The sequence below is a fragment of the Streptomyces sp. NPDC000594 genome, assembly GCF_040299965.1.
GTDB lineage: Bacteria > Actinomycetota > Actinomycetes > Streptomycetales > Streptomycetaceae > Streptomyces.
In genome coordinates this window covers 38,656-58,693 of the sequence record NZ_JBEPCY010000024.1, presented here as the reverse complement: position 1 = coordinate 58,693, position 20,038 = coordinate 38,656, and the positions used below count along the sequence as shown (strand labels likewise).

Below are 20,038 nucleotides of genomic sequence, written 5' to 3'. Positions count from 1 at the left end.
GCGTCAGGCGGCGTTCAGGGCGACCGTCGGGTGCAGCCGGGACGCCCGTACCGCCGGATAGAGCCCCGCCAGTACGCCGATGAGCAGCGTCGCCGCGAACCCGCCCGCCACCGACCAGGGCGGGACCACCGGGGTCCAGCCCTGCGCCACGGCGAAGCCGAAGGTCGCCGCCGTGCCGAGGACCGCGCCCGCCGCGCCGCCCAGGGCGGACAGCAGCAGTGACTCCATCAGGAACTGGAGACGGATCGCGTTCCGGGTGGCGCCGATCGAACGGCGCAGCCCGATCTCCTGACGGCGTTCCAGCACCGAGATGACCATGGTGTTGGCGACGCCGACCCCGCCGACCAGAAGTGCCACCGCGCCGAGGCCCAGCATCAGGGCGGTCAGTCCCTTGTCGGTCGCCGCCTTCGCCGCGAGCGCGTCGGAGGGGCGGGAGACCTTGACGAGATGGTCGCCCTCGGGGCTGACCGTACGGGCCAGTACCGCACGGACATCGTCGACGGTCCCGTCCGGGGAACGCTCGAAGACCATCGTGGGGTGACCGTCGAAGCCGAAGTACTTCTCGGCCGAGGGGAAGCCGATCAGCGCCACCCGGTCCAGGGTGGGGACCAGTTCCACCGGGTCCAGGATGCCGATCACGACCACATACCGGTCGCCCATCATGATCTTCTCGCCCGGATCGGTGATGCCCAGCCGCCGGGCGGCGACCGAGCCGAGGACGGTGACGGGGAGCCGCTCGGTGGCGGAGTCCAGCCATCTTCCCCGGTCGACGCCCGCGCCGAGGGCGGTCAGCAGATCGGTACGGGCCGCCTGGGTGGTGACGCCCGCCGCCCGTTCCTCGGGCACCAGATCGCTGCGGCGGATCCCGGCGTCCACGCCGCCGGTCGCTGTGGCGTGCCGGACGGGGCCGATGCGCTCGACCATCGCCACCGCCGACTTGGGGAGCTTCACCTGGTTGCCCATCGGGTCCTCGCCCGCCTCGACGGTGAGGAGATTGGTGCCGAGCCGGTCGAGGCGGGCCATCAGATCCGCCTTGCTGGAGTGGGAGAGGCCCACCACCGCGACCATCGTCGCGATGCCGATGGCGATCCCGAGGGCGGAGAGCACGACCCGGGCCCGGCGGGCGCGCAGCCCGACGGCGCCCAGCCGGAGGATGTCCCCCAGCGGCAGCCGGGCGGGCCGCAGCCGGGCCCCGCCCTCCTCCGGTTTCCTACGGATGTTCATCGGGAACCCACCTCCCGGGCGGCGGAGTCCTCGACGATCCGCCCGTCCCTGACCCTGACCCGGCGCGGCAGCGACTCCGCGATCCCCTGGTCATGGGTGATCACACAGATGGTGGTGCCCGCCGCGTTCAGCTCGTGCAGCAGCTCCATGACCACCTCGCCGGAGGCGGTGTCCAGGGCGCCGGTCGGTTCGTCGGCGAGCAGCAGATCCGGCTCGCCCACCAGGGCCCGTGCGATGGCGACCCGCTGTTTCTCCCCGCCGGACAGCTGGGCCGGGCGGTGGCCGAGCCGATGGCCCAGCCGGACGCGCTCCAGGGCACTCCGGGCGCGGGCCCGGCGCTCCCGGCGGGGGACACCCGCGTAGAGCAGCCCGTCCGCGACATTGTCGACGGCGTCCCGGCCCGGGGCCAGATGGAAGTGCTGGAACACAAAGCCGATGTGCCGGGCGCGCAGCGCGGAGAGCCGGTCGTCGGAGAGCCGGCCCACGTCGTACCCGGCCACCCGGACCGTGCCCGCCGTGGGCGCGTCGAGGGTGCCGATGACCTGGAGCAGGGTCGACTTGCCGGAACCCGAGGGCCCGACGATCGCGAGGAGTTCGCCCGCTGTGACGGTGAGGCTCACCCCGCGCAGGGCGTGCACCTCACCGGCGTACGACTTGACCACGTCCCGGACCTCCACGACCGGGGGCGGGGCGGCTGCGGGGACGGTCATTCCGCTGCCACCCCGACCTTCAGGCCCTCCGTGATCCGCGGGCCGCTGACCTCGATGCGGCCGTCGGCCGTCATCCCGGTCCCGACCCGCACCATCCGGGACGAGGAGCCCTCGACGATCTCCAGTCCGTAGCCGCCGTCGGTGCCGCGCAGGGCGACGATCGCCTCCACCGGGACGGTGAGGACCCCCTTGCGGCTCTTGCTGACAAAGGTGACGCTCGCCGTGGACCGGGTGTTCTCGCCGGAGACCGCTGAGGCCCCGCCGTCCAGGGTGATCTCGACGGTGATGTCCTCCTGCGATGTGGCCTCGTCCTCGGAGCCCTCGGGGTGGACCGTCCCCGTCACCCGGCCCGGTCTGACGGCTCCGCTGGGCAGGGTCACCTCGACCCGGGTGCCCTGCTGGGTGAGGGAGACATCCTGGCGGTCCAGCTTGGCGCGGACCACGGGCCGGGTGGAGGCGACGGTGAGCACGGTGGTGTCCGGGCCGACCCGGTCGGCGAGGGCCGCGTCCGCGCGGACCACGGTGACCTCCTCGGGCTGGAAGACGACATGGCCCAGGCCGACCCTGCCGGTGGGGGTGCGGTTGAGGGTCTTCTGCCACCGCTCGACCGCCGCCTCGGTCGCCTCGTCGTAGAACGGGTCGACCAGTACCCCGGCGCCGTGTCCGAGTGCGGCGAGATTCCGCTCCAGCTGGAGGACATCGCTGCCCCGGGAGCCGACCTTCATCTCACGGAAGGCGGGCACCGGCCCGTACAACAGGCTGACCGGCTTGTCGTCCAGCTCATAGAGGGCCTGACCGCGCCGGACGGTGGCGCCCTTGACCGCCGCGACCGTCACCGTGCCCGCGACCGCCGGCCGGACCGGGCGGTGCTGGGCGAAGTCGATCCTTCCGTCGACCGTCTCGGACTGGATGAGATCGGCCCGGGTGATGGTGGTGGTGGCGGGCGGCCGTTCCCCGGCGCCGTTCCCGGATCCGGTGCCGCCACCCCCGTACACCAGGGCGCCCGCGCCCAGCGCCGCGGCGGCGAGGGTGACACCGCCGACGGTGAGTCCCGTACGTCGCCTCATCTACTGCATCCCGTCCAGGCCTTCGAGCAGCTTGCCCTCACAGGCCTGCCTGGCCTCCCGGTAGGTGGGCGAGTCGCGGTCGAGGACCGGATTGGCGGGGCTGGGGTCGCCGCCGGGCATGACCCCGCCGCCGGACATGGTGGGGTTGGTGAAACGGGAGACGCCGTTGTCGCGCATACAGGTGGCATGGGCGAGCAGGGACTCGTAGTCCTTCTGCTTGTCGCGCTCGGGCTCAAGCTCCATCGCCTTGGACATCTCGGGGAAGCAGACGCCGTTCTTGCCGCCCTTGTACTCCTCGCCGTTGCCCCGGGGGTCGATGACCTTCTCGATCTTCCCGAAGTCCAGATAGCCGCTGAGCCGGGGGTCGGGGAAGTCCTTCACCCCCGCCTTGGTCCGCATACAGCGGACGTACTCCAGCTGGGCGTCGTAGAAGGCGCTCCGGCCGGCGGCGGGCTTCGAGGTGTCCTTGCCCGCCGCGGTAGCCTTCGCGTCCTTCGTGTCCTTCGCGGATCCGTCCCCGGTCGGATCGTCGGGTACGGAGGCGACCTCGCCGCCCTTCTCCGAGCGGGCACCCTCCCCGTCGGAGCAGGCGACGGAGAAGGCGAGCAGCGGGGCGGCGACCACCGCGGCGAGCCGGAGCCGCGCGGTGCGTCGGGATGCGGTGTGTCGGGATGCCGTGTGCCGGGATGCGGTGCGGATGTTCATGGGACCACCGTCGGCACCCCACATGGTGGGCCGTCCATGGCCGCATGATGAACAGGTAACAATGCGCAAGGAGCCGTCGATCCCCGTCTGAACAGGGGAAACAGTCCCGCATAATCGGCGGCATGCCCCATGTACTGCTGATCGAGGATGACGTCTCCGTGCGCGACGGCATGGAGCTGGTGCTGCGCCGGCACGGCTACGCCGTCGACACCGCCGCCACCGGCGAGGACGCCCTCGCCCTGCTGACCGGAGCGGCGGGCGCCGCCGTGGAGCTGGCCGTGCTCGACCTCATGCTCCCCGGCATCGACGGCTTCGAGGTCTGCCGGCGGCTGCGCGCCACCGGCTCCACCCTGCCCGTCATCATGCTCACCGCACGCGGCGACGACAGCGACATCGTGTGCGGACTGGAGGCGGGCGCCGACGACTATGTGGTCAAGCCGGTGACCGCGCCGGTCCTGGAGGCCCGGATCCGGGCGGCGCTGCGGCGGGCCGAGCCGGTGCGCTCGGCCCGGGACGAGGACCACGCGGGGCTGATCATCGACCGGGCGGGGCTCACCGTCACCAAGCGCGGCGCGACCGTCTGTCTGCCCCCCACCGAGCTGCGCCTGCTGCTGGAGCTGTCCTCGTCGCCGGGCCGGGTCCTCAGCCGGGAGCAGCTGCTGCGGTCGGTGTGGGACCACGACTTCCTCGGTGACTCGCGGCTGGTGGACGCGGCGGTCGGCAGACTCCGGGCCAAGATCGAGGACAGACCCGCACAGCCGCGGTGGATCCAGACCGTGCGGGGCTTCGGCTACCGCTTCGGGCCGGTGTGAGCGTGGCCCTCCTCGGCCGCCGCCGCTCCGATCCCCCCGTCCGGCCCGACCCGTCCCCCTCCGACCCGTCCCCCTCCGGCCCGCAGCCCGGCAGGCGCTCCCGGTGGCGGATCGGCGGTCTGCGTACCCGCCTGGTGGTCGCCTTTGTCCTGGTCGCCCTGGCCAGCGGGCTCACCGCCACCGCGCTCGCCTACCGCGAGTCGCGCAACGCCGTCCTGGAACGCAAGCAGGACGCGGTACGGACCGAGGTGAAGACCCGGGTGGAACAGGCCGCGGCCGCTTTCGACGTCCCGGCCGACGAGGTCTCCCTCAACCGCTTCGCCACCGGGATAGCGGGCGGGCTCGGCGGCGACACCGTCGTGGTGGCCCAGTACCGCTCCCTCCGGGCCTCCTCCGACGACTCCGCCGACCGCACCAGGATCACCCCCGAGCTGCGGGCGGCGGTGCGCGACCGCGACCGGATGAGCTTCCAGCGGGTCGACCGGGACGGCACCCCCTATCTGGTGGTGGGCACCCCGGTCATGTTCGACTCCGGGGAGCCGTCCGGGGTCGATGTCTTCGCCATCACCTCACTGCGGGCGGAGCTGGAGGCCACCGCGGGCGTGGTCGACGCGGTACGCGACGGCCTGGTCCCGGTGGTGCTGCTCGCCACCGTCCTCGCCCTGCTCGCGGCGGGTACGGTCCTGCGCCCGGTGCGCGAGCTGGGGCGGGCGACCCGCCGCCACGCCGCCGGGGACCTCACCTCCCGGGTCCGGGTACGGGGCCGCGACGAACTCGCCGAGCTGGCAAGGGACTTCAACCGGACCGCGCAGGCGCTGGAGGCGTCCGTGGTCGAGCTGCGCGAGCAGGACGCGCGGGCCAAGCGCTTTGTCGCCGATGTCTCGCACGAGCTGCGGACCCCGCTCGCCGCGATGACGATGGTCGCCACCGTGCTGGACGAGGACGCGGCGACCCTGCCGCCGGACTCGGCCCATGCGGCCCGGACGGTCAGCGAGGAGACCGCGCGGCTCGCCCGGCTGGTGGAGGATCTGATGGAGATGTCCCGCTTCGACTCGGGGGCGGCCCGGCTCAACCCGGCCGCCACCGATCTCGCGGAGGCCGTCCGGGCCACCCTCTCGCTGCGCGGCTGGACCCAGCGGGTGCACACCGAACTCCCCACCGGTGTACGGGCCCTGGTCGACCGCCGCCGGATCGATGTGATCGTCGCCAATCTCGTCGGCAACGCGCTGCGGCACGGGGCGGAGCCGGTGACGCTCACCCTGGCCGCCGACCCGGCGGGCGACCGGTTGACCGTGGAGGTCGCCGACCGGGGCCCGGGACTGCCGCCCGAGACCCTCGCCCATGTCTTCGACCGCTTCTACAAGGCGGACTCCGCGCGCACCCGCTCGGAGGGGAGCGGCCTGGGCACCGCCATCGCCCTGGAGAACGCCCGGCTGCACGGCGGCACCGTCGACGCGGCCAACCGGCCGGACGGCGGAGCGGTGTTCACCCTGCGGCTGCCCTGGCGGCACACCCCCGAGGAGGAACGATGAGACTCCCGCATCCCCCGAGCGCCCCGCATCCCCCGCGTCTCCCGCGTCCGGCGGCCGTCACCGTACTGACCGCGCTGACGGCCCTGACCGCCGCGCTGCTCGCCGGGTGCGGGGTGCGCCCCACCACCGTCCTGGACGGCGGTGACGCCGCCGGAGGGCTGACCAAGGGGATACGGATCTACTTCGTCTCCTCGACGGGGCGCCTGGAGGCGGTCTCCCGCCCCGAACACGATGTGAGCGCGGTCGCCGACCCGGCCGGCGTCCTCAAGCTGCTGGGCGCCGGCCCGACACGGGAGGAGCGCGCCGCCGGGCTCACCACCCTGGTGACGTCGGAGGGGTACGAGACGGGATACCGCGCGGCCCTCGACGCCGATGGCGGGGTCACGGTCGATGTCCCGCAGCCGGAGCTGTCCCCGGATTCGCTGGCCGGCCGGCGGCAGCTGGGCCAGCTGGTGTGCAGCATGGCGCGGGGCCGGGCCCTGGCCGACCGCAGCGGCACCCGGCGGACCGATGACATCGAGGTCACCGTCCGGGCCTCGGACGCGAAGCCCCGCACCTATGTCTGCTCGGACCTGATCGGCTGAGCGCCGTCCGGGCCGCCCGGCCGGGCCACCGTGCCCGGCCGGACGGTTCCCCCGCCGGTTGTCGGTGGGGCGCCGTAGGGTGGTGGGTGGCTTGCTCGTTGCTGTCCGGTGGGGTCTCGCACACGGTTACGGGGGTTGGGGTGCTGGCGGAGCGGATCGCGGAGCGGCGCGCGGGTGTGGGGGATCCCCGGGCGCTGGTGGGGGAGGTGCGGCGGGCGCTGCTGCTGGTGCCGCTCGACGGCGGCGGCCTGTGGGCGGCGGAGTCCGGCGGGGTGCGGTGGATCTGCGCCTTCACGGACGAGGCGGCGCTGGCGCGGTTCGCCGCCGCACGGGGCGCCGGCGGGCAGGAGTGGGAGTTCGCGCGTATCAGGGGCGCCCGGCTGCTGGACGAGGTGGTGCCGGGCCTCGGAGCGCCCGCCGGGGTCGCGGTGAATGTGGCGGACGGCGACGGTTCGATGCTCTTCCCGCCGGTCGGGGGGATCGTCCCGGACACGGCCGCGGTGACCGGGGCGGAGGGGGAGCGATGAGCGGTGGCGCCGGGGATCTGAAGGTCGACCCGGAGAGCGTCCAGCGGATCACCACGGGGCTGCGGGCGGCGGTGGGGGAGCTGCGGGAGATGGGCTCCGGCAGTGGCGCACTGCTGGGCAAGGGCCTCTCGGGGCTCTCCCTGACCGGGATGGAGGCGGGCCACCACGGTCTCTCCACCGACTTCGAGGACTTCTGCGAGCGCTGGGAGTGGGGTGTCCGGGCCCTGGTCCAGGACGCCAACACCATCGCCGCCAAGCTGGGGCTGGCGGCGGGGCTGGTCTGGGAGGAGGACCGGTACATCGAGGGCACCCTCAAGGTCGCGGTCAATGCCGGTGTGGGCAATCCGCAGGCCTCCGAGGCCGAGGTGGTCGAGCAGGGCTGGGGCGAGGTGCTCAAGCCCGACTATCTGGACCCCGACTACAGCCCCGAGTCCTTCGACCGGGCGGGCGAGGAAGCGGCCCAGACCTGGAAGGACACCGGCCGGGCGCTGGCGACCGAGGGCATCGGCGGTCACACCAACAGCAGGATCAGCGATCTGGTGGGGGTGGATCAGCGTGCCTTCGACCGGGCGGTGGACGACACCTTCGGTCCGTCGCCGCAGGAGCGCGCCCAGGCGCAGGGCGGCGGGGCCGGGTCCGGCGGGGAGTCCGGCGGGGGGAGCTGACCGGGGAGCACGGACGGACCGGGCGCCGGGGGCCGGATGGTCGGGGTTTTGATGTGCTGTGCAATCACATGATGCTTCCGGGGCGGACGTGAGGCGGACGGGTGGCAGGCCTTCCCGGTGTCCTGGACGATGGGTGGACGGTTCCCCGGCCGGTCGCCGCCGGGCGGGATCCGTCGCTTCAGGGGCGGTCACCGGACCGGCCCCGGGGGCACTCCCCGTTGGGAGGGATCACCATGACCCCAGCACAGGGCCCGGACCCTGCGGAGCTGCCGGTCACCGCGGCCGTGGTGCGCGAGCCCGGCGGGCCGTTCGTCCTCGCCCCGCTGACCCTGGACACCCGGCTGCGGCCGGACGAGGTCCTGGTCAGGGTGGCCGCGACCGGTGTGTGCCAGACCGATGTCCATGTCCGTGACCGGGGCGGGCCCACCCCGCTGCCCGCCGTCCTCGGCCATGAGGGCGCCGGTGTGGTCGAGCGGGCCGGCGTCGCCGTCACCACCGTCGCCCCCGGTGACCATGTCGTCATGTCCTACCAGTCGTGCGGACGGTGCCGCCCCTGTCGCGGCGGATCCCCCGCGTACTGCGCGCGGACCTTCCCCGCCAACTTCGGCGGGTCACGGCTGGACGGGACCAACGCGCTGCGCGAGGGCGACCGGGTGGTGCACGGCCACTTCTTCGGCCAGTCGTCGTTCGCCACCCACGCCCTCGCCACCGAGCGCAATGTGGTCAGGGTCGACCATGACCTCCCGCTGGAGCTGCTCGCCCCGCTGGGCTGCGGGATCCAGACCGGGGCCGGGGCGGTGCTCAACTCCCTGCGGGTCCCGGCCGGGTCCTCCCTGGTGGTGCTCGGCACCGGCACCGTCGGACTCGCCGCGGTGATGGCCGCCCGTGCGGCGGGCGCCTCCCCGGTGATCGCGGTGGACATCGTTCCCGCACGGCTGGCCCTGGCGGCGGAGCTGGGCGCGGGTCACACCGTCGACGCCCTGAGCGAGGATGTCGCCGAGCGGATCGCGAAGATCACCGGCGGCGGGGCGGACTTCGTCCTGGAGATCACCGCCCGGCCGGAGATGCTGACCCTCGCGGTCGACGCCCTCGCCCCGCTGGGCACCGCCGCGCTCATCGGCGGCGCCCCTCCCGGGACCCGCGCCGAGGTGAACATGACCGCCCTGCTCGGCGGGCGGACCCTGCGCGGCATCACCCAGGGCGACTCCATTCCCCAGCTCTTCATCCCCCGGCTCATCGCGCTGTACCGGGCGGGCCGCTTCCCCTTCGACCGGCTGATCCAGGGCTACCGTTTCGAGGAGATCGACCAAGCCGTCGCCGACACCTGCGACGGCACCGTCGTCAAACCCGTGCTGCGCATCGGGGAGTGACCCCGGAGGCCGGGCGCCGTCACCGCGCGGGGGCCGTGGGGTCAGAGCAGCAGCAGGACCACGGCCGCCCAGACCGCCGCGACCACGACGATCACCGGTCCCAGCGGGGCGCCCTGCTCGGCGGGGACGGCCTGCCGCTCGGGGCGCAGATCGGGGCGGTCGGCCAGCAGGCGCAGGGTCTCCGCCGCGTCGAGCGCCGAGGACTCCCGGCCCAGCTTCCGCTGGAGCCAGAAGAAGCCGACGGGGCTCAGCTCCACATCCTTGCCCCCGGAGACGGTGATCTCCACGGTGTCGGGGCGGTGGCGCACCCCGGTGACGGAGTCCCAGGGGATGTGCCGCACCCGCCAGGGGCCCGCGACCCAGATACCGTCACGGTCGGCGGTCAGCCGCCAGTTCAGCCCCGTCGCGATCGAGTTGACCAGCGTCGGCAGGACGAGGAGGGCGAGCAGCCACTGCCACCAGGACGGCTTGTCGTCCAGGATGGTCCACACCCCACCGCCCTGCACCAGCAGCAGAAAGAGCCCCACACCGCGTGAGGCGGCATCCGCCGACCAGCTCCGGGGCGCCGGCGACGGCTCCATCCCGGCCGCGATCTCCGCCAGCGAACGGCGCCGGTCGCGGCGGCCCGTGGTGCCCCGCCGGGTGCCGCCCGAGGGGCGCGGCGAGCCATGGCCCACGGGCCGTACGGGGGAGACGCTCCGCTCGACATCGATCTCGCCCTCGGGTGACGGAGAGGTGGCGGGAGCGAGGAGGACCACCTCGGCGCCGTGGTACGGGGCGCCGTACAGCACCGCCTCCCGCAGCGGCGAGTCATGCCCGTGGTCGCCCTTCAGCAGGGCTTTGAGCTGCTCCGCGTCGCGCCGCATCCGCTCCTCCTCGGCCTCCTCGGCCTCGTCGGGATAGACGGCGTCCGGATCCCCGCTGTGGGCGTCGGCGTCGGCGTTGTCGTCGTCATCGACGGAGTACAGCGAGTGGAAGGTCAGCAGGGGCCGTTCACCGGTCGGGTCATCGGCGGCGTAGACACAGGTCAGACCGGACTCGTCCTCCCTGACCAGCACCTTCAGCACCGGCAGCGGCCCCCGGTCCAGGGCCCTGGAGCGGTGGCGTCCGGTCAGCCCGTTGGCGAGGAACGCCAGCCCCGGGAGGCCCATGGCCAGGATCATCAGCTGCCAGCCGACGATGTCGTACGGCTCGGACACCAGCCGGACCCACTCGCCGTCCACGGCCAGCGCGACCCGGGAGCCCACCGGGTGGTCCTCGGGATAGTCGGTGCCCACCGTGTGCCGCTGGTTGTCGTCGGTCTCGACCAGCAGGGGCGACCGGTCGTCGTCACGGACGTCGACCCGGACGACCTGGGCGCTCACCACACCGCCCCGGGCGGCCCGTTCCTCGTACGCGTCGATCTCCTGCCCGGCCTGCCACAGCGCGCCGCCCGACAGCGCCAGCAGTACCACCGCGACCAGGAGGGAGAACCGTCCGCGGGCGAGGCGGCCCACCGGCGGGGGCAGCGGATGCCGCTCGGGCCCGGCCGCCTCCACGGCGAGCGCCCGCTGGCGGCGTATGACTCCCAGCCGGTGGGCCAGGGCCGCGGTGGAGAAGGCCAGCGCCGCGAGGAACCCCCACTCGCCCGTGCCGGTCACCGTGTCGGGGTCCGTCAGGCGGAACAGGCTGTCGGCGGCCAGCACCACCTGGGCCAGGAGCGCGAGCCGGGGCTGGCGCCAGATCCAGTACAGGGTGATCAGCAGCAGGGCGAAGTGGGACATGGATGCCCACTCGGCGTCGCACGGCCGTGCCGGGGTGCAGGCGGCCTCGGGTTCGGAGACGATCGCCCACAGCGCCCCCGCCACCAGGACGGCCAGGGAGATCAGGGGATGGGCCCAGCGGGCCGGCCGGGCCGCCGACCACCTCCGGGCGTCGGCGGTCCGCCACGTGGTGGCTCCGGCGGGTATGTGCTCCGGCGGAAGGGGCAGGGGAAGGTCGCTCACCTCCGCATTATCGTCCCAGGTGGCGGCGGGTCCGGCGGCCGGGGCACCGTCCGCCGTGCCCCGACCCGGCCCGCCCCCGCCCGCTCCCCTGACGGGGTCTGCGTTCCGGCCGATGGGCTTCGAGCCATGGGCACGGGGCGGGTGCCCCCGCGTCATGGACCGCGCGCCCTGGACCGCGTGCCCTGCCCTCCGGGCCGGGAGCGCGGCGGCGGCGGACCCGGGCGGACCCACGCCGGACCCGGCGTCGGACCCACGTCGGACCCACCGCCGGACCCACCGCCGGGCCCACGGCGGAGCCGCGTCGGACCCACGGGGGACCCGCGCCGGGCCCGTCGCGGGTGTCCGGAACCCGGTGTCCGTACCGGCCGACGGCGGGCCGTCTGTCCGAAAGACGATCTTGCCTGGTGGATATGCCGGAGATCATGCTTCCTATCGCGCCAGGTCCCCTGGGGCCGAGCGCTCCCCCCACCGTACGGGCGCTCCACAGGCCGGCCCGTCCGGCGTCCGGCAGTGCCGCCGATCGCGGACGCGCCGACCGCTCGTACTTCCCCCCACCCCGGAAGGACACCCTGTGCCCACCGACGATTCCCGAGTCCCCACCCCCCGTACCACGGTCGCCGTCTCCCGCCCGGCTGTCGCCGTCCCCGAGCACCTCCTGACCCAGGAGGAGATCGTCACCGCCCTCGGCGACTTCTTCGCGGGCGTCCCCCAGGTGGAGCGCGGCCTCGAACTGATGCGCCACGCCACCGTGGAGACCCGGAGCATGGCCGTCGATCTCAAGGAGATGCTCTCCCGCCGCACCTTCGGCGAGCGCAACGGCCGCTACACCGACGAGGTGGTCCGTCTCGGCGCCGACGCCGCCACGCGGGCCCTCGCCGACGCCGGGGTCGCCGCCGCCGACGTCGACTACTTCGTCTTCGTCTCGTGCACGGGGTACGCACTGCCCGGCCCCGACGCCTACATAGCCCAGGAGATCGGTTGCAGGCCGACCGTACGGAGAACTCCGATCCAGCAGCTCGGCTGCGCCGCCGGGGTCTCCGCACTGGCCGAGGCCTTCCACTTCCTCCAGGGGTACCCGGACGCGACCGTCCTGGTGGTCGCCGCCGAGCTGAGTTCCCTCTCCTTCCAGCCGGACCGGCACGAGCTGAGCGACTTCATCTCCAACGGCATCTTCGGCGACGGGGCCGCCGCCACCGTGCTGCGCCGGGCGACCCCCGGGGCCACGGGATTCCGGATCCAGGCCGCCCGGCAGCATCTGCTCCCCGACTCCCACTCGGTGATCGCGGGCAGCACCACCGAGGACGGCTTCCACTTCCGTACCGATCCCCGGGTCCGCGCCACCGTGCCCCAGGTGGTACCGGAGATATCGGCCTTCCTCGCGGAACTCGGCTGGGCGCCCGGCACCGCCGCGTTCTGTGTCTCCCACACCGGCGGGCCGGTGATCATGGACGGTGTCGAGAGCGGTCTGGGACTGGTGCCCGGGACCCTGCGCCACAGCCGGGAGAGCATGGCCCAGCTCGGGAACACCTCCAGTGTCTCCGTCCTCGATGTGCTCCGGCGCCATCACGACAACGGCTCCCCCGAGGACGGCTCCCGGGGCCTGATGGTGGCCTTCGGGCCCGGCTTCACCACCGAGATCCTCGCGGGCACCTGGAACGAGGGCGTCCCGGCCGCCGTGTCCCCGTAACGGGAGTCCCGGCCCGCCCCGCAGGAGCGGAATCCCCCGGCCCGCCACACCGTGCCCCGGCCTCTCTTTGACTTCCGGGCGCGGCCTCCCCCAGAATCACCACCATTCCACTAACTAACTAGTGAAACGGGGGAGTGGATGACCGACGTATCCTGCCCGTCCGCCGTCGAGGCGCGGGACCTGGGGAAGAAGTACCTGCGGGGCTGGGCCGTGCGGGAGTGCTCCTTCCGGCTGCCGGAGGGCTCCGTGACCGCGCTGGTCGGCCCCAACGGCGCCGGGAAGAGCACCTTCCTGCGGATGGCCGCCCGTCTTCAGCGGCCGACCGCCGGCGAGCTGCACATCTTCGGCACCGAGGTGCGCGACCGCGCGGCCCTGGCCCGGATCGCCTATGTCGACCAGGCGAAGCCGCTCTACAAGCACTTCACCGTCGCCGAGACCCTGCGGCTCGGCCGTGAGCTGAACCCGGGCTGGGACCAGGGGGTCGCCGAACGGATCGTCGCCGCGGGCCAGGTGCCCTTCGGTGCCCGGGTCGGCACCCTCTCCGCCGGTCAGCGCACCCGGGTGGCCCTCGCCCTCGCCTTCGGCAAGCGGGCGGGGCTGCTCCTCCTCGACGAGCCGATGGCCGACCTCGACCCGCTGGCCCGCCATGAGCTGTCGGCGCTGCTGCTCGCCGAGGCGGCGGAGCACGGCATGACCGTCGTGATGTCCTCGCACATCCTCGCCGAGCTGGAGGAGATGTGCGATCACCTCCTGGTGCTCAGCGGCGGCCGGCTGCGCATGGCCGGGCCCGCCGAGGAGCTGATCCCCGCGCATCTGCTGGTCACCGGGCTCGCGGACCCCGGCCCCGGCACCTCCGGAAACCCCGGCGCCCTCGGTGACGGAGTGCTGCCCGCCGTCTTCGGCCGCACGCATGCCGTGATCGACTCCCGGGTCACCGGACGGCAGTTCACCGCCCTGATCCGGCGCCCGGAGGAGCCGGGCGCCGAGGACGCCCTGCGCACCGGCCCGTACGAGACCGTCGAGCCCACGCTCGAAGAGGTCCTGCTCGCCTATCTGCGCTCCCCGGAGGCGCCCGCGCTGATCGCGCCCGGTGTCCGGGTACCCACCACCTCGTATGCCCCGAACTCCACCAAGGAAAAGGCCGCATGAGCGCCATGACGACCAACGCCCCGGCCGGCGGGACCGGCACCGCCGCCCCCCGCAGCCGCTCCCCGCTGAGCGGCGCCGTCTGGGTGGCCTGGCGCCGCCAGCGGCTCTCCCTGCTGGTGCTGGCCGCGGTGGCCGTGGCCCTCGCCGTCTACTGCGCCCTCGAACGGGATCAGCTGATCGACTTCCTGGACTCGGGCCGGCAGCGGCCCGGGGAGTGGCTGCCCGAGCGGTACGCCGGACCGATCGACTACGGGATCCTCCTGCTGAACATGCTGCCGCTGGTCGTCGGTGTCTTCGTCGGCGCCCCGCTGCTGGCGCGGGAGGAGGAGAACGGCACCCTCCGGCTGCTGGTCACCCAGTCCGTCAGCCGCAGCCGGGTCGTCGCCACCACCCTCGCGGTGCCCCTGCTCGCCGTCGCCGTCTGCACCACCGCGATGTCGATGGCGCTGACCTGGATCTGGCGCCCCGCGCGGGACTTCCATGACGGCGGCAACTGGTGGATGAGCGGGGCCTTCACCACCACCGGCCCGATGCCCGTGGCCCTCGCCGTCTTCGCCACCGCGCTCGGCATCGCCGCCGGGGCCGTGCTGCGGCGCTCCCTCGCCGCGATGGCCACCACCTTTGTCGCGCTCTTCCTGGTGGAGGCGGCTCTGGCGCGGCGGGTCCAGGATCTGTTCGCCTCCCCGAAGCAGCTGGCCTTCCCCCTGGAGGGTCAGGCGAAGGAGCTGAAGCCCGGACAGGTCGAGTTCGACCAGTGGATCGGTACGGCGGACGGAAAGCTGTACGGCTGGGGGCACTGCACCCTCCCCACCGAGAAGGAGGCCGACGCGTGTCTGAAGGAGACCGGCATCGTCAACCGTGTGGTCGAATATCTTGAGTACGGGCAGCTCGGGGGGATGCAGTGGAGTTTCGCGGCGGTCCTGCTGGCGATGACCGCGGCGTTGGCCGTCTTCACGGTCTGGTGGGCGCGGCGGATGTCCCTGTGAGGGTGGCGCCCCCGACGGGCAGTGGCAGCAGGCGAGAAACGAGATGGTGACCGTGGTCGAGTTCCGGATCGACCGGCGCAGCGGCGTCGCCACGTACCTGCAGATCGTCCAGCAGGTGAAGCAGGCGCTGCGGCTGGGAGTGCTGGTGGAGGGGGACCGGCTGCCCACCGCCGCCCAGGTCGCCGCCTCCACCCGGGTGAACCCCAACACCACCCTCAAGGCCTACCGCGAGCTGGAGCGCGAGGGGCTGGTCGAACCCCGCCCCGGCGTGGGGACCTTTGTCAGCCAGTCCCTCACCCGGCTGCCCGCCCAGGACACCGACCGGCTGGCGGCGGAGCTGGCCGCCTGGATGGAGGGCGCGCGCGGCGAGGGCCTCGAACGGGAGGATGTCCGCGCGCTGGTCGACGCGGCGCTGGAGGAGTGCTTTCCCCCGGCGTAGCGTCCTGCGGCGGGGGAGCGCGGGGTCTGTGCGCCCGGGCCGGGTGCCCGCCGTCGCCGCCCGGAGGGGATCCGGGTGCCGGTCACCGTCTTCCGGGGCCGGTCACCGTGTGAGTCCGGGGGCCGGTCACCGTTTGAAGACGTCCTTCATCTTCTCCTTCGCCTGGCGTGCGTCGCCCTCGGCCTCCTTGGCGCGGCCCTTGGCGGCCATGCGCTCATTGCCCACCGCGCGCCCCGCCTCCTTCTGGACCTTGCCCTTGAGCTGCTGGGCCTTCGCCCGTGCCTTCTCGTCCTTGGCCATGACGCCCTGCCTTTCGGGGGTACGGGGGAGGGGTGGCCTCCCGGTACGCCCCGGGTTCCCCGGGCGGGAGTGGTGAAACCCCCGCCCGGGTCTGTGCGATCCGGTGGCGATCCTGGGGGATACGGTCGCTACCAGTAATGACGACGGCCGCCGACGGCGTGCCCGAGCGCCCCGAGCACCCAGAGCACCAGGCCGATCACCACCAGGATGATGCCGATCGTCCAGAGCACGTTCAATCCGGTGATCAGCCCGATGACCAGCAGAATGACTCCAAGAATGATCATGGTCACGCCTCCGGGGGTCGTCAGGGTGGGAAATTCATCCCATAAGGAGAAAATCCCACTATTGCCGACATATGAAACACCGTGGGGATGCGGGACTCATGGCGTGAACCGGAGGTCGGTGGCGCTCTCCATGGGGGTGGTCATGGGAGTGACCACCACCCCGCGTTCGGGTGACACCGCCGGGAAGCCGGCCCCCGCCCTGCCGTCCGGCCGCTAGGCACGGGCCCATGCCCCATGGATCGCACCCCGCGGCCCGGACGATCGCCGCCGCCACCCTCGCCCTGCTGCCCGCCCTGCCGCCCACCCTGCTGTCGTCCACCACGCCTGCGAGCGCCGCTCCGTCCCTTCCGGCGACCGCGGGCCCGGCCGTCTGCGCCGACGACCCTTCCCGCCCGTCCACCGCCATGGCACCGGAGGCGGATCCCGGCGCCTGGTGCGCGGCTCCGCTCGGCACCGGGGCCCGGTGGTCCCGGTAGGACGGGACCGCCCGGACCGGCGGCGGCACCCCCACCGCCCGTACACATAAGGCCCCTTGGGCGCCGGGCCCGGTCGGCCCGGCACCCCCGGTCGGCCTTCCGCGCGCCCCCGTGTGCCCGTATCACCCGCCGGGCCGCAGGAGTACGATGCGGGCCTCCGCGAACGTCCCCCACAGGTACCCGCGCATGTCCTGGCACAGCCGGGAGCTTCTCCCGGCGCCTCCCGGCCCCCGGCCCCTCCCGCCTCCGCCCGGCCCCTCCCGACCGAAGGACCCAGCCCCTCGCCCCGACCGAAGGAGTCCGCTATGGCCCGTAGCGCCCCGACCCTGCTCGCCCCCGCCCCCGCCGGCAGCGGTCTCGCCCCGGTGATGGGCGACCCCGGTCTGCCCTATCTCGGCTACGCCCTGGACACCATCCGCGACCCCGCCGCCCACTTCCGCCGCCGCCGTGACCGCTACGGCCCGGTCTCCTGGGGGAACTTCCTCGGCCGCCCCATCATCTCCGTCCAGGGACCCGAGGCGGCCCAGACGGTGCTCGGCAACCCGGAGAAGGCCTTCGCCTCCGGCCCCGGCTGGCACTTCTTCATCGGCCCGTTCTTCGAACGCGGCATCATGCTCCTCGATTTCGAGGAACACCTCCGGCACCGGCGCATCATGCAGCAGGCGTTCACCCGTGAACGGCTCACCGCCTATCTGGAACGGATCGACGACAGCGCCTTACGGAGCGTCGACTCCTGGCGGCCGGGACGGGCCAGGCTGCTCCCGCTCTTCCGGCGGCTCACCCTCGACATGGCCATGGATGTCTTCCTCGGCCTCGAGCCGGACCGGGCCCGGCTGCGCCGGGTCGAGCGCGCCTTCATGGACGCCGTGAGCGCCGGGCTCGCCTTTGTCCGCTTCCCCGTTCCCGGACTGCGCTGGAGCCGGGGGCTCAAGGCCCGCAGGGAGCTGACCGACTTCTTCACCGGCCATATCCCGGCCAAGCGCGCCCAGGGCGGTGACGACCTCTTCGCCGTGCTCTGCCGGGCCCGGTCCGAGGACGGGGAACGCTTCAGCGACACGGATGTCGTCAACCACATGATCTTCGTCCTGATGGCCGCGCACGACACCTCGACCATCGCCCTGACCACCATGGCCTACTATCTGGCCCGGCATCCGGAGTGGCAGGAACGCTGCCGTGCCGCGTCCCGGGCCGTCCCCACCGACCGGGTCGACATCGCGGTCCTGGACTCCCTCACCGATCTCGACCTGGTGCTGAAGGAGTCACTGCGGCTCTGCCCGCCCGTGCCGCTGCTGCCGAGGGTCGCCGTCCGCGACACCTCGGTCCTCGGCCACCACATCCCGGCGGGCGCCCTGGTCGCCGTCACCACGTACAGCAATCACCGGCTGCCCGAACACTGGCCGGACCCCGAGCGGTTCGACCCGGAGCGCTTCGCGCCGGAACGCCGGGGGGAGATCACCCACCCCTACGCCTGGTCCCCCTTCGGCGGCGGCGTCCACAAGTGCATCGGGCTCCACTTCGCCAACCTCCAGGTGAAGGCGGTCATGCACCGGCTGCTCCGGTCCCGGTCCTGGTCCGTGCCCGAGGGCTACACCTGGGAACTCGACATGAGCACCCTGCCGGTACCCAAGGACGGACTCCCCGTCACCCTCGCACCACCGGACCCGGCCCCCTGACCCGGGCGCCCCCGCGGGCGGGGGCGGCGCCCCACTGGGCCGCCGGGGTGAAGCCGTGCCCGGAAGCGGCCCGGTGCGCCTGTCCCCGGCGGGGGAGCGGGGCGGAAGAACTACTGTGGGCCCGTCGCCGCTCCCCGCGTACCCCATCCGTCGCACCGAGCCCACCTGGCACACCACCATGCGCTGTTCCCTCTCCGGCCCGGCCGTCCTGATGACCGCGGGCTCTCCCTTCCTTCTCGCCGCCGCACCCCCCGAAGCCGCCGGGAACCCCGCCCTGTTGGGCGGCGGGCTGGTGGCGGCTGTGCTCCCCTGGGCCCTGCGGACGGCCCGTGGCGCGGTCGCCGCGCGGGCCGGCACCGCACCCGGAGCCGCCCGCGCCGACGGCGGTACGGGGAGCGCACGGCCGCCCCGGAGGGCCCGCTGGGCGGTGCTGCTGGGACTCCCGCCGCTCGCCCTGCTCCTCTGGGCCCTGTGGCTGGGGCGCTGGGTCCGCCCCGGCGCCGACGACTGGTGTTTCCTCCCCTTCGTCCGCGACGAGGGCGTCCTTGGACTCGTCGGCAAGTTCTACCTCCAGGACAACGGACGGATCGTCAACGCCCTGCTCACCGGGGCGTACGCGCGCTTCGATGTCGCCGGGCACCAGTGGTACCCCGCCGTCGGCGGAGCCGTCATGGTCGCCGTGGTGTGGGCGGTGGCCGCCGCACTGCCCGGCCGCTGCGGGCTGACCGCGCCGCGCGGAGTGCCGTTCCTGGCCGCCGTGACCGTCACCGCGCTCTTCCTCCTGGCCTCCCCGAACACCTACAAGACCCTCTACTGGCCCGCCTCCTCGGTCTCCCACACCCTCGCCCCCGTCCTCGCCTGCGCCGCGCTGCTCCCGCTGCTGTGGGCCCGGTCGCGCCGGGCCCGTACCGCCGCCCTGGCCGGTGTCTTCCTCGCGGGTGCCGCCCTCGGCACCCTCTCGGAGGAGTCGTCGGTGGTCGCGCTCACCGTCCTCGCCGCCGTCCTGGTACCGGGCCGCGCCTTCCTCCCCGAACACCGCCGGGTCCGGGCGAGGGCCTGGTGTCTGGCGGGGGCCGCCGGTATCGGCACCGGGGCGATGGTCCTGCTCACATCGCCGGGGTCGCGGACCCGGCGGGAGCGTTACGACGCGGAGGGGATGACACCGTTCTCCCCCGAATCGCTCACCGGTTCACTGGAGGCCTTCGCCGAGATCCTGGGGACCCTCCTCACCACCTGGCAGTACCTCGGCGCGGTCGCCGTCGGGGTCCTCGCCGGGCTGGTCCTGCGCACCCGCCCCGGCCCCCCGGTGCTGCTGCGCCCGCGCCGGGCCACCGCCCTGCTGCTCTGCTCCGGGACCCTGGTCCTCCTGGTCGCGGGGTATCTCTGCACCGTGGTCGCCTACCCGGTCTTCGGCTCCGGCATCGTGGTCGTCACCCGGGCGTGGAACGACTTCCTCTTCCTGTACGTGGTTCTGCTCCTCGGCGCGGGGGTGCTGCTCGGCCGGGCGCTCCGGCGGTACGGGCGGCCCGTCACCCGCCCGGTGGCGGTGGGCGGCGCGGCCCTGGCGCTGGTGGTCTGCGGGGCGCTCGCCGTCCCGCTGGCCGGGCTGGGTACGGACATGCGGGTACGGGCCGAGCGGTGGGACCGTCAGGACCGGTGGATGCGGGACCGGGCGGCCCTCGGCGCGCGGGAACTCCCGTACACCCCCACCTCGGTCGCCGGGATGGGGGAGCCGTTCGGGAAGCACGGCTCCTGGCCCGCCGGCTGTGTCGCCGACTACTACCGCGTCGACCGGGTCACCCACTCCACCCGGCTGCCCTGACCCCGGCCGGGGCCGGGCCCCGACGTGGACGCGCCACCGGG

Annotated in this window: 20 protein-coding genes; 13 read left to right on the top strand and 7 right to left on the bottom strand. The window is 73.6% G+C overall.

What is annotated here, in order from left to right:
- Positions 1-3 precede the first annotated feature (3 nt).
- From ABT354_RS26930 to ABT354_RS26915, 4 genes are read right to left on the bottom strand one after another with little or no spacing between them, the layout of a single operon-like run.
- The gene (locus ABT354_RS26930; protein WP_351498322.1) at positions 4-1,224 is read right to left on the bottom strand and encodes an ABC transporter permease; all 1,221 of its coding nucleotides are present in this window, start codon (positions 1,222-1,224) and stop codon (positions 4-6) included.
- Positions 1,221-1,934: an ABC transporter ATP-binding protein gene (locus tag ABT354_RS26925; protein ID WP_351498320.1), complete on the bottom strand. Its 714-nt coding sequence runs from the start codon at positions 1,932-1,934 to the stop codon at positions 1,221-1,223. Before ABT354_RS26925 ends, ABT354_RS26930 begins: the two co-directional genes overlap by 4 nt.
- Positions 1,931-3,001, bottom strand: a complete 1,071-nt coding sequence (locus ABT354_RS26920) for a peptidoglycan-binding protein (protein WP_351498318.1) — start codon at positions 2,999-3,001, stop codon at positions 1,931-1,933. Before ABT354_RS26920 ends, ABT354_RS26925 begins: the two co-directional genes overlap by 4 nt.
- Positions 3,002-3,706, bottom strand: a complete 705-nt coding sequence (locus ABT354_RS26915) for a hypothetical protein (protein ID WP_351498316.1) — start codon at positions 3,704-3,706, stop codon at positions 3,002-3,004.
- Between the two features lie 122 nt (positions 3,707-3,828).
- On the opposite strand from ABT354_RS26915, the gene ABT354_RS26910 reads away from it, so the two are divergent.
- The 6 genes from ABT354_RS26910 (at position 3,829) to ABT354_RS26885 (ending at position 9,196) form a co-directional block, all read left to right on the top strand.
- On the top strand, positions 3,829-4,518 hold the full coding sequence (locus ABT354_RS26910; protein ID WP_351498314.1) for a response regulator transcription factor: 690 nt from the start codon (positions 3,829-3,831) through the stop codon (positions 4,516-4,518).
- Complete coding sequence (locus ABT354_RS26905) at positions 4,515-6,050, top strand: ATP-binding protein (protein ID WP_502983511.1); 1,536 nt, start codon at positions 4,515-4,517, stop codon at positions 6,048-6,050. Before ABT354_RS26910 ends, ABT354_RS26905 begins: the two co-directional genes overlap by 4 nt.
- The gene (locus ABT354_RS26900) at positions 6,047-6,634 is read left to right on the top strand and encodes a hypothetical protein (protein WP_351498312.1); all 588 of its coding nucleotides are present in this window, start codon (positions 6,047-6,049) and stop codon (positions 6,632-6,634) included. Before ABT354_RS26905 ends, ABT354_RS26900 begins: the two co-directional genes overlap by 4 nt.
- 140 nt (positions 6,635-6,774) lie before the next feature.
- Positions 6,775-7,161, top strand: coding sequence for a hypothetical protein (locus ABT354_RS26895; protein WP_351498310.1), 387 nt, complete (start codon positions 6,775-6,777; stop codon positions 7,159-7,161).
- Positions 7,158-7,826 carry a hypothetical protein gene (locus ABT354_RS26890; RefSeq protein WP_351498308.1) on the top strand — a complete coding sequence of 223 codons (669 nt, stop codon included), beginning with the start codon at positions 7,158-7,160 and terminating at the stop codon, positions 7,824-7,826. The genes ABT354_RS26895 and ABT354_RS26890 overlap by 4 nt, the downstream gene beginning before the upstream one ends.
- A gap of 233 nt (positions 7,827-8,059) precedes the next feature.
- Positions 8,060-9,196 carry an NAD(P)-dependent alcohol dehydrogenase gene (locus tag ABT354_RS26885; protein ID WP_351498306.1) on the top strand — a complete coding sequence of 379 codons (1,137 nt, stop codon included), beginning with the start codon at positions 8,060-8,062 and terminating at the stop codon, positions 9,194-9,196.
- Positions 9,197-9,237: 41 nt separating this feature from the next.
- On the opposite strand, the gene ABT354_RS26880 is transcribed toward ABT354_RS26885, so the two are convergent.
- Positions 9,238-11,181: a hypothetical protein gene (locus tag ABT354_RS26880; protein WP_351498304.1), complete on the bottom strand. Its 1,944-nt coding sequence runs from the start codon at positions 11,179-11,181 to the stop codon at positions 9,238-9,240.
- 571 nt (positions 11,182-11,752) lie between these two features.
- Between ABT354_RS26880 and ABT354_RS26875 the strand changes: the two genes are divergently transcribed.
- The 4 genes from ABT354_RS26875 (at position 11,753) to ABT354_RS26860 (ending at position 15,442) form a co-directional block, all read left to right on the top strand.
- Positions 11,753-12,868, top strand: coding sequence for a type III polyketide synthase (locus ABT354_RS26875; RefSeq protein ID WP_351498301.1), 1,116 nt, complete (start codon positions 11,753-11,755; stop codon positions 12,866-12,868).
- 138 nt (positions 12,869-13,006) lie between these two features.
- Positions 13,007-14,017: an ABC transporter ATP-binding protein gene (locus ABT354_RS26870; RefSeq protein ID WP_351498299.1), complete on the top strand. Its 1,011-nt coding sequence runs from the start codon at positions 13,007-13,009 to the stop codon at positions 14,015-14,017.
- Complete coding sequence (locus ABT354_RS26865; protein WP_351498297.1) at positions 14,014-15,003, top strand: ABC transporter permease; 990 nt, start codon at positions 14,014-14,016, stop codon at positions 15,001-15,003. The genes ABT354_RS26870 and ABT354_RS26865 overlap by 4 nt, the downstream gene beginning before the upstream one ends.
- A gap of 43 nt (positions 15,004-15,046) precedes the next feature.
- Positions 15,047-15,442: a GntR family transcriptional regulator gene (locus ABT354_RS26860; RefSeq protein ID WP_351498295.1), complete on the top strand. Its 396-nt coding sequence runs from the start codon at positions 15,047-15,049 to the stop codon at positions 15,440-15,442.
- 126 nt (positions 15,443-15,568) lie between these two features.
- Here ABT354_RS26860 and ABT354_RS26855 read toward each other — a convergent pair whose 3' ends face one another.
- Entirely contained in the window at positions 15,569-15,742 is a 174-nt protein-coding gene (locus ABT354_RS26855; protein ID WP_351498293.1) for a CsbD family protein, read from the bottom strand.
- Positions 15,743-15,870: 128 nt separating this feature from the next.
- Entirely contained in the window at positions 15,871-16,026 is a 156-nt protein-coding gene (locus ABT354_RS26850; RefSeq protein WP_351498291.1) for a DUF6131 family protein, read from the bottom strand.
- A gap of 227 nt (positions 16,027-16,253) precedes the next feature.
- On the opposite strand from ABT354_RS26850, the gene ABT354_RS26845 reads away from it, so the two are divergent.
- The 3 genes from ABT354_RS26845 to ABT354_RS26835 all read left to right on the top strand — a co-directional run bounded on the left by ABT354_RS26845 (position 16,254) and on the right by ABT354_RS26835 (position 19,997).
- Positions 16,254-16,502, top strand: coding sequence for a hypothetical protein (locus tag ABT354_RS26845; RefSeq protein WP_351498289.1), 249 nt, complete (start codon positions 16,254-16,256; stop codon positions 16,500-16,502).
- 305 nt (positions 16,503-16,807) lie between these two features.
- Entirely contained in the window at positions 16,808-18,175 is a 1,368-nt protein-coding gene (locus tag ABT354_RS26840; protein ID WP_351498287.1) for a cytochrome P450, read from the top strand.
- A gap of 115 nt (positions 18,176-18,290) precedes the next feature.
- On the top strand, positions 18,291-19,997 hold the full coding sequence (locus ABT354_RS26835; RefSeq protein ID WP_351498285.1) for a DUF6056 family protein: 1,707 nt from the start codon (positions 18,291-18,293) through the stop codon (positions 19,995-19,997).
- The last annotated feature ends 41 nt before the right edge of the window (positions 19,998-20,038 follow it).